This window comes from Bacteroides sp., assembly GCF_052357945.1.
Lineage (GTDB): Bacteria > Bacteroidota > Bacteroidia > Bacteroidales > Bacteroidaceae > Bacteroides.
Genome location: NZ_DAWCXD010000079.1, coordinates 13,041 through 22,515, shown reverse-complemented (window position 1 = coordinate 22,515; position 9,475 = coordinate 13,041). Strand labels below are relative to the sequence as shown.

Here is a 9,475-nt window from a genome sequence, read left to right as displayed (position 1 = left end):
CGGCGTATGCCTGTGTAAAACGCATACCTTCATTCGCCATCGTGTCTATATGAGGAGTGCGGATAAATGGTTGACCGTAACAACCTAAATCTCCATATCCCATGTCGTCACAAAGAATGAAAAGAATATTGGGTTGGGTGTTCTTTTTCTGTCCGTTGGCAGTTAAGGTAGATAGAAGCAGCGTGCCGCCTATCAACGAGATTGATTTATAATTCATCATATTATGCAATTAAATAAGGTTAAGTTGGTTAGAATGAAATGCCTCTCTAAGGCTTTGTGGCTGTCTTTATGAGGCATTTCAGTATTCCATATCCTGAATCTATTTTCCGATTAAATCTTTTCCTTCGCGTACGCTTTGAAGGATATTTTGCAGTTCGGTCACTTTCTCCGGCATATTTTTTGCGTAGTTGGTCACCTCTTTCACTTCTTTCATTTTATAAAGCTGCGGTTCTTTAGAGTTTCCGGTTTCTATCTTCGGTCCCCATTGGATCATTTTCGGTCCGTCATTCGGTTCGATGTATTTCCAGTCTTTGGTGCGGACAGACAGCGTGTGATTGGAAGCCTGCTCTATTACCCACGGACGGTCTGTCTTTTCTTTACCTAACCAACTCACCAGATAGTTGTAACTATCCGGTGCAGTGCTCTTAGGCATCGTAGCTCCGGTGAGGGAAGCCAGAGAAGCCAGCCAGTCTACTTGCGAAACCAACAGGTCTGAAGTCATGCCTTTTTCTGCTCCCGCAGGCCAGCTGACAATGGCGGGAATACGCGTGCCTCCTTCGAAGGCACTGTATTTGTTGCCCCGTAACGGTCCTGCAGGGCTATGCCCGTTGAGCAGTTCCTCTGCTTTGTCGTCGTATCCGTCGTCTACTACCGGGCCGTTGTCACTTGAAAGAATGATGAGCGTATTTTCTCTTAAACCCAATTTCTCTAATGTATTCAGAATTTCACCGACACAATAATCGAACTGTACGATAGCGTCGCCTCTTAATCCCATCGGGTTTTTGCCTCTGAAACGGTCGTGAGGAAAGCGAGGAACATGTACGTCGTTAGTGGCAAAGTAGAGGAAGAAAGGTTTGTTTTTGTTCTCCTCAATAAACTGAATGGCATGTGTCGTTAATGAATCAGCAATGTTTTCGTCTTTCCAGAGTGCTTTTCCTCCGCCTTTCATGAAACCGATGCGGGAAATCCCGTTGACGATGGACATGTCGTGACCGTGACTTGGCTTGAGGTTGTAAAGTAATTCAGGATTACTTTTTCCGGTAGGTTCGCCCTCGAAGTTCTTTTGATAACTTACTTCGATAGGAGCACTCGGATCGTAGTTGGCAACTTTTCCGTTTTCGATATATACACAAGGCACGCGGTCGGCTGTAGCTGCCATGATATAATGATAGTCGAATCCTAAATCACCTAATGCGCAAGGCAACGGAGCATTCCAGTCTTGAGTAGCGGTTTTATCTCCAAGTCCCAAATGCCATTTGCCTACTGCGGCAGTAGCATAACCGACACTTTTGAACATATCTGCCATGGTGTATTGCTCGGGGCGGATAATCATCCCGGCATTTCCTGCCGCTACATCCGTTCCTTCTTTGCGCCAGGCGTATTCTCCTGTCAGCATGGAATAGCGGGAAGGGGTACTGGTGGCGGCTGTTGCATGAGCGTTGGTGAAAAGAATTCCGGATTTTGCCAGTCGGTTGACATTAGGGGTTTGCACGTTTTTAGCTCCGTAACATTCCAAATCGCCATAACCGAGATCGTCAGCGTAGATAAATACGACGTTGGGTGTTTTTGACTTTGTCGGTGTAGTGTTTTCCGGTGCTTTGTTAGTGGCTGTTGCAGCGCAGGCAACAGTGGACATAAGGGTTAGAATGAAAGGTTGTTTCATTGTTTTTGGGGGTTAAGTGTGTTATTAGTAGTAGAAAAAGATGTGTCTGTTCTTTGCCGGACACATCTTTTTCATCGTCTGTTTAACTTAATTCAATGATTTCTTCATTGCAGTTTGTCAGCTTTTCTATTCCTTCATTGGTTACTACCCAAGAGTTTTCAATACCTACGGGGCCTACACCCGGAATAACGATTTTCGGTTCGAGGGCAAAGACCATGCCCGGTTCTAATTGTTGTTTTATGCGGGGAGCCAATACCGGAGCTTCATTAATTTCGAGTCCGATACCGTGGCCGATAAACTTGGCTTGTTGCCCTGTTCCCATAAATTTGTCGGCAAATCCGGCTTCTTTGGCCATTTCGGCAGCTATGTCGTAAAGCACTTCACAAGCAATGCCCGGTTTGGCGATGGAAGCTATCTTTGTTTGGATATCCAAACAAACCTGATGGGCGGTGTAAGCCTCTTCGGGCAGCTTTCCTATTGAGAATACGCGGCTCATATCGTTCATGTAGCCGTTGAAGTTACCTCCCAAGTCCACCATAACGCTCTGACCTTCCTTTAGCGGAGTTTTATTTGCTCCTCCCGGCAAAGCAGGATCAAGTCCCTGTCCACCTAAAGCAAAATCATAGGGCGAGGGGTATCCGGCATTGTCTCCGGTCAGTACGCTACCCATGAATATTTCCATGCTGCGTCCGAATACCCGGAAAATTCCGAGGCAACCTTGCAGACGCATCAGGCGTTCTATTTCAATGGAAAACTCGATGTCCGTCATACCGGGGCGATATACGCTTGGAATCTGCTCGTATGCCTTGGCGTGGGCAATGCCCGAACGGCGGAACATCTCGATTTCTACAGGTGTTTTTACGCTGCGTGCCTGACGAATCAACGGGGTGCCATTTACAACTTCTGCTTCCGGAAACAGGTTGGCCAGACGGCAATATTCCGTATAAGGGAGCTCGTCACCTTCTAACATCAGTTTGGTTGGCATCGGCAATCCTTGTTCTTTCAACAGGTCAACGATTTGTTCCGGTTTGCGAATCGAGAACGAATGTTCTCCTGTGATATTATTAGGGCGTTTGAAAAACAATAGTGCAGGCGAATGAAGGGGGAGGTAAAGATAGCCACTGACTACACAGCCATACGTGTAAATTAAATTTGCATTACAAGTGATAAGTGCGGCGTCAATGCCCTGTGACACCATCAGACTGCGAATCTTGTCACGGCGAAATTTCAATTCGGGTTGTAGCATTTTTTATTTATTACATGATTATTAATTACAAAACTAGTAATGGTAAATTATTAGTTGTGAGTTGTTTATCTGATATAACAAATTCACAAACCATTATTTAACCTATCATGCTACAAAGATAATTAATTCCAGCGAAAATAATGTTAATCTCAAAAAAATAGCGCTACCCGCGTCCTGTCACAGGAGGCGAGCAGCGCAAACCACAAATACAAATACAACTAAACAAAGTCTTCTAAATAACGCCTTGTCCCATCATTGCGTGAGCTACTTTCATAAATCCGGCAATGTTGGCACCCTTCACATAATTAATGTATCCGTCGGGTTCCGTGCCGTACTTCACGCATTGTGCATGGATGCCGTGCATGATTGCATGGAGCTTTTCGTCCACTTCGGCAGCACTCCAGCTTAGGTGCATTGCGTTTTGAGACATTTCCAGACCGGAAGTGGCAACACCGCCTGCGTTGACCGCTTTACCCGGAGCATACATTGTCTTATGTTCAATAAAGAGGTCGATTGCTTCGGGAGTACATCCCATGTTGGAAATTTCTCCGACGCAAAGTACGTCATTTTTTATGAGATTTTGAGCATCTTCTCCATTTAATTCATTTTGGGTAGCACAAGGAAGTGCGATGTCTGCTTTCACTTCCCATGGGCGCTTGCCTTCTACAAAGGTAGCATTCGGATACTGTTCTGCATAAGGTGCAACAATGTCATTACCTGACGAACGAAGTTCGAGCATATAGTCTATCTTCTCGCCGCTGATACCATCCGGATCGTAGATATATCCGTCCGGACCGGAAATTGTAATCACTTTGGCACCCAGTTCGGTAGCTTTAGTAGCTGCTCCCCATGCAACGTTGCCGAAGCCGGAAATAGCGACTGTCTTACCTTTTATATCAATACCTTTCGCTTGTAGCATCTGATTTACAAAATACAGACCACCGAAACCGGTAGCTTCCGGGCGAATCAACGAGCCTCCGAATTCTAATCCCTTGCCGGTGAATGTGCCTGTAAATTCGCGAGTCAGTTTCTTATACATACCGAACATATAACCTACTTCACGTCCGCCTACGCCGATATCACCGGCTGGTACATCCATATCCGGTCCGAGGTGACGCCATAACTCCAACATAAAGGCTTGGCAGAAACGCATAATTTCAGCATCACTCTTACCGCGCGGAGAGAAATCGGAACCACCTTTTCCACCACCCATAGGCAGCGTGGTCAGTGCATTTTTGAATGTCTGTTCGAAACCGAGGAATTTCAGAATGGAAAGATTGACGGAAGCATGGAAACGGATACCACCTTTATAAGGACCGATCGCATTATTGAATTGTACACGATAACCGAGGTTGGTCTGCACCTCGCCTTTGTCATCCACCCACGTCACACGGAAAGTGAAGATACGGTCGGGTTCTACCAATCTTTCTATGATTTTAGCTTTTTCAAATTCAGGATGTTGATTGTATATATCTTCGATAGAAAGAAGAACTTCCTTCACTGCTTGAAGATATTCAGATTCACCGGGATGCTTAGCCTCCAAAGAGGACATGATTTTCTGGATGTTCATGATACTATATTTTAAAAGGTTAATTCTGATAAAATGTCAACTAACTCACTGCAAATATAGGAAAATTTTTCAAAGTTGCTTGTTTTAATGCGGATATTTTGATTAAATAATGATAAAATGTCAAATTCTTCTGCTGAAAAACACAAAGCCCCGCAGCCTGTAATGTAAAATACAGGCTACGGGGCTTCTATGTGTTTACAAATAGGAAGTGGCGCTTTAGAATTTTGGCTTCATTCCTAGATTATACATGATGAATCCGTAAATATCAGCTTGTTCTTCCAGTACTTTGGCCATTGGTTTGCCAGCGCCATGCCCGGCTTTGCTGTCAATACGGATCAGTGTCGGATTCGTACCGTCGTTGTCGGCTTGCAGGGTAGCGGCAAACTTGAATGAGTGGGCAGGGACTACACGGTCGTCATGGTCGGCGGTAGTGACTAGTGTTGCCGGATATTTCGTGTCCGGTTTCAGGTTGTGCAGTGGAGAGTAGCCTTTGAGGTATTCAAACATCTCTTTGCTGTCTTCGCTTGTGCCGTAATCGCTTGCCCAGTTCCAGCCGATAGTGAATTTATGGTAGCGGAGCATATCCATTACACCTACTTGCGGGATCGCTACACGGAACAGGTCAGGACGCTGTGTCATGCAGGCACCTACCAACAGACCACCGTTGGAACCTCCTACAATGGCGATTTTATCTTTATTCGTATATTTCTGGTCGATCAGATATTCGGCAGCAGAGATGAAATCGTCGAATACGTTCTGTTTCTGCATTTTAGTTCCGGCTACGTGCCAGTCTTCGCCGTATTCACTACCGCCGCGCAGGTTTACTTGTGCGTAGATACCCCCATTTTCGAGGAATGGAACACGTGTGGCGCTGAAGCCCGGGTTGAGGCTGATGCCGAAGCCGCCATATCCGTAGAGGAATACAGGGTTTTTGCCGTCTTTCTTCAAATCTTTCTTATAAGTAAGGAACATCGGAATTTTTACGCCGTCTTTGCTGGCGAAGAATACTTGTTCGGTCACAAAATCGTCCGAGTTGAATTGTACTTTCGGGGCACGATATAGTTCGTAGGTGTTCTGATCCATGTCGTATTTGTAGGTAGCACCCGGAATGGTGAATGAAGTGAATCCGAAGAAACATTCTTTGTCGTCTTTGTTGCCGCTAAAGCCTACGGAACCGAGTGACGGCAGTTGGATTTCCTGAATTTGTTTGCCGTCAAGACCGTAAACGTATGCGTGGTTCGAGGCATCTTTGTCATAAGTAAGGAACAGTTTGCCACCGATCACTTCCGCGTTTGAAAGAACAGCTTCCGATTCGGGTACGAGCTCTTTCCAGTCTTCCAGTTTCGGACGGTTGATGTCAGCTACCATGATCCGGTTTTTCGGTGCACCGTAGTTGGTATAAATATAAATCTGGTCGCCGATAACTTCGATTGGGTAATATTGGTAGTCGAGGTCTGTAGTCAGCTGGATGAAGGGTGAATTCGGCTTTTTCAAATCCCGTATAAACAGGTTGTTACCTCTTCCGGCGCCGGATTCCGTTAGGAAGAGAATCCGTTCGTCTTCACTGGTGCTCGATGTATAGAAACGTTTCGGATAAGCAGGATTCTGATAAATCAGTTTATCTTTTGACTGTGGCTCACCGATTTTGTGATAATAGATTTTGTGATTCTCGTTCACGTTGGAGAACTCTTTACCTTTGGACGGTGCATCATAGGCGCTGTAATAGAAACCGTCTCCCTGCCAGGCAGCACCGGTGAACTTGGCCCATTCGATGTGGTCTTCCAGCAGTTTTCCGCTTTCGGTATCCATTACATAAATTTCAGACCAGTCCGAACCGCTGCGTGAAATACTGTAAGCGGTGTACTTGCCGTCGTTTGAGAAATAAAGACCGGTCAGTGCTACTGTTCCGTCGTCCGATAGTTTGTTCGGATCGAGAAAAACACGCGGTTCACCGTCCAGTGAGTCCTGCACATAGAATACACTCTGGTTCTGCAGACCGTCATTTTTACTGAAATAATATTTTCCATGTTTCTTGATCGGGGCACTGATCTTCTCATAATCGGCCAGTGTCGTCAATCGTTTCAGCAGGTTTTCGCGGAACGGGATCTGGCTAAGATACTCATTCGTTACTTTGTTTTGTGCTTCTACCCAGGCAGTAGTGGCTGCGCTGGTGTCATTTTCCAACCATCTGTAAGGGTCGGGAACTTGTGTGCCGAAGTACACATCTACAGTGTCTACCTTTGCCGTCTCGGGGTAGACCAGCTTTTTTTGTTGGGGAGCGCATGACATCACCATGATTCCACTCATTAATAAAGTTACTTTTTTCATGTGAATAAAAAGTCTTTTTGAATAAACTTAAAGTTACAAATCTACAAAATAATAAGAGATAAACAAGTAAACTTTATAAAGAAGATGATGGAAAATGAGATTTAAAGAATTAACTTTGCAAAATGTGATTCTGCAGATAGACGATTTGAAATAAGAAAGGAGAATGACTTTATGCTTAGTAAATATAAATTAAACCAGCTTTACTTCAAAGATACACAGTTCGCCAACCTGATGACAAGGCGAATTTTTAACGTGTTGTTAATCGCCAACCCTTATGACGCTTTTATGCTGGAAGATGACGGGCGCATTGATGAGAAGATTTTCAATGAATATACCTCTTTATCTTTGCGTTATCCACCTCGTTTCTCGCAGGTATCCACAGAGGAGGAAGCATTGGCGCAGTTGGAAAATATGTCGTTCGACCTGGTGATTTGCATGCCGAGCACAGGGGATAATGATAGTTTCGACATCGGTCGCCATATCAAAGAGAAATACGAGCATATTCCTATCGTGATCCTGACTCCTTTCAGCCATGGTATCACCAAACGGATTATCAATGAAGATTTGAGTGCGTTTGAATATGTGTTCTGTTGGTTAGGCAATACCGACCTGTTGGTGTCTATTATCAAATTGATAGAGGACAAGATGAATCTGGAACACGATGTGCAGGAAGTCGGTGTGCAGTTGATTCTTTTGGTGGAGGATGGCATTCGTTTCTATTCTTCTATTTTGCCGAATCTGTATAAGTTCGTGTTGAAGCAGAGTCAGGAGTTTTCTACTGAAGCCTTGAATGCGCACCAGCGTACACTTCGTATGCGTGGGCGGCCTAAGATTGTACTGGCACGTACGTATCAGGAGGCAATGGAAATTTATCATAAGTATCAGAATAACATATTAGGAGTAATCACCGATGTCCGTTTTCCGAAAGTGGAGCGGGGGGAGAAAGACGGTCTGGCAGGTATCAAATTGTGTGCCGAGATACGCAAGAACGATCCGTTTGTTCCGTTGATTATCCAGTCGTCCGAATCGGAAAATTCGTCTTATGCAGCTAAGTATGGTGCCAGCTTTATTGATAAGAACTCAAAAAAGATGGATGTCGATTTGCGTCGTATCGTTTCCGATAATTTTGGTTTTGGCGATTTTATATTCCGTAACCCGGATACCGGGGAAGAGATTGCCCGTGTCCGGAATCTGAAAGAATTGCAAAACATTCTTTTTGCCGTGCCTGCGGAGTCTTTCTTATATCATATCAGCCGGAATCACGTGTCGCGTTGGTTCTATTCTCGTGCCATGTTCCCGGTAGCCGAGTTCTTGAAACCGATTACCTGGAATAGTCTTCAGGATGTGGATGCTCACCGGAAAATCATCTTTGAAGCCATCGTGAAGTATCGTAAGATGAAGAATCAGGGAGTTGTGGCTGTCTTTAAGCGCGACCGCTTCGACCGTTATTCTAACTTTGCCCGTATCGGAGATGGTTCTTTGGGCGGAAAAGGGCGTGGACTGGCTTTTATTGATAATATGGTGAAGCGTCATCCGGAGTTTGACGAGTTTGAGAATGCGCGTGTCGCCATTCCTAAAACGGTAGTGCTCTGTACGGATGTGTTTGATGAATTTATGGATACCAATAATTTGTATCAGATTGCATTGTCGAATGCGGATGATGATACGATTCTGAAATACTTCCTGAAGGCCAAGTTGCCGGACAGGCTGGTGGAGGACTTCTTTACTTTCTTCGATGTGGTGAAATCTCCGATTGCCATCCGTTCCTCTTCTTTATTGGAAGACTCTCATTATCAGCCGTTCGCCGGAATTTATAGTACATATATGATTCCCTATCTGGATGACCGGTATGAAATGTTGCGTATGCTTTCGGATGCTATAAAAGGGGTGTATGCTTCGGTTTATTTCCGTGACAGCAAAGCGTATATGCAGGCCACTTCGAATGTAATCGATCAGGAAAAGATGGCTGTTATCTTGCAGGAGGTAGTTGGTAATCAATATGGCGACCGTTATTATCCGTCTATGTCCGGTGTGGCCCGTTCGCTGAATTATTATCCGTTAGGGGATGAAAAAGCAGAAGAAGGAACGGTTAACCTGGCTTTGGGATTGGGAAAATATATTGTAGACGGTGGTATGACCCTTCGTTTTTCTCCTTATCATCCCAATCAGGTATTGCAAACCAGTGAAATGGAAATCGCTCTGAAAGAGACCCAGACCCGTTTTTATGCTTTGGACTTGAAAAATGCCGGGCATGATTTTTCTATCGACGATGGTTTCAATTTATTGAAACTCCATGTTAAAGAGGCGGAAAATGATGGTGCCTTGCGTTATATCGCTTCTACGTATGACCCGTATGACCAGATTATCCGGGATGGTTTATATCCCGGAGGTCGGAAGGTGATTACTTTTGCCAATATCCTGCAACATGATGTATTCCCGTTGGCTCGTA

At 44.8% G+C, this 9,475-nt stretch carries 6 protein-coding genes; 1 reads left to right on the top strand and 5 read right to left on the bottom strand.

Annotation, left to right across the window (positions count from 1 at the left end; genetic code table 11):
• The 5 genes from ACT8YW_RS14475 to ACT8YW_RS14455 form a co-directional block, all read right to left on the bottom strand.
• Positions 1–217, bottom strand: a 217-nt coding sequence (locus ACT8YW_RS14475) for a sulfatase-like hydrolase/transferase (protein WP_444105766.1), incomplete at its 3' end; no start/stop codon positions are given.
• Positions 218–319: 102 nt separating this feature from the next.
• Positions 320–1,882, bottom strand: a complete 1,563-nt coding sequence (locus tag ACT8YW_RS14470) for a sulfatase family protein (RefSeq protein ID WP_444105764.1) — start codon at positions 1,880–1,882, stop codon at positions 320–322.
• A gap of 82 nt (positions 1,883–1,964) precedes the next feature.
• Positions 1,965–3,128 (bottom strand): M24 family metallopeptidase, encoded by a 1,164-nt coding sequence (locus ACT8YW_RS14465; protein WP_444105762.1) that lies wholly within the window; start codon positions 3,126–3,128, stop codon positions 1,965–1,967.
• A 232-nt stretch (positions 3,129–3,360) separates the two neighbouring features.
• Positions 3,361–4,698, bottom strand: coding sequence for an NADP-specific glutamate dehydrogenase (gene gdhA / locus ACT8YW_RS14460; RefSeq protein WP_004317267.1), 1,338 nt, complete (start codon positions 4,696–4,698; stop codon positions 3,361–3,363).
• Between the two features lie 216 nt (positions 4,699–4,914).
• Positions 4,915–7,026, bottom strand: coding sequence for a prolyl oligopeptidase family serine peptidase (locus tag ACT8YW_RS14455; RefSeq protein ID WP_444105760.1), 2,112 nt, complete (start codon positions 7,024–7,026; stop codon positions 4,915–4,917).
• 171 nt (positions 7,027–7,197) lie between these two features.
• Here ACT8YW_RS14455 and ACT8YW_RS14450 point away from each other — a divergent pair.
• The coding region (locus ACT8YW_RS14450) for a PEP/pyruvate-binding domain-containing protein (RefSeq protein WP_444105758.1) at positions 7,198–9,475 on the top strand (2,278 nt) is incomplete at its 3' end.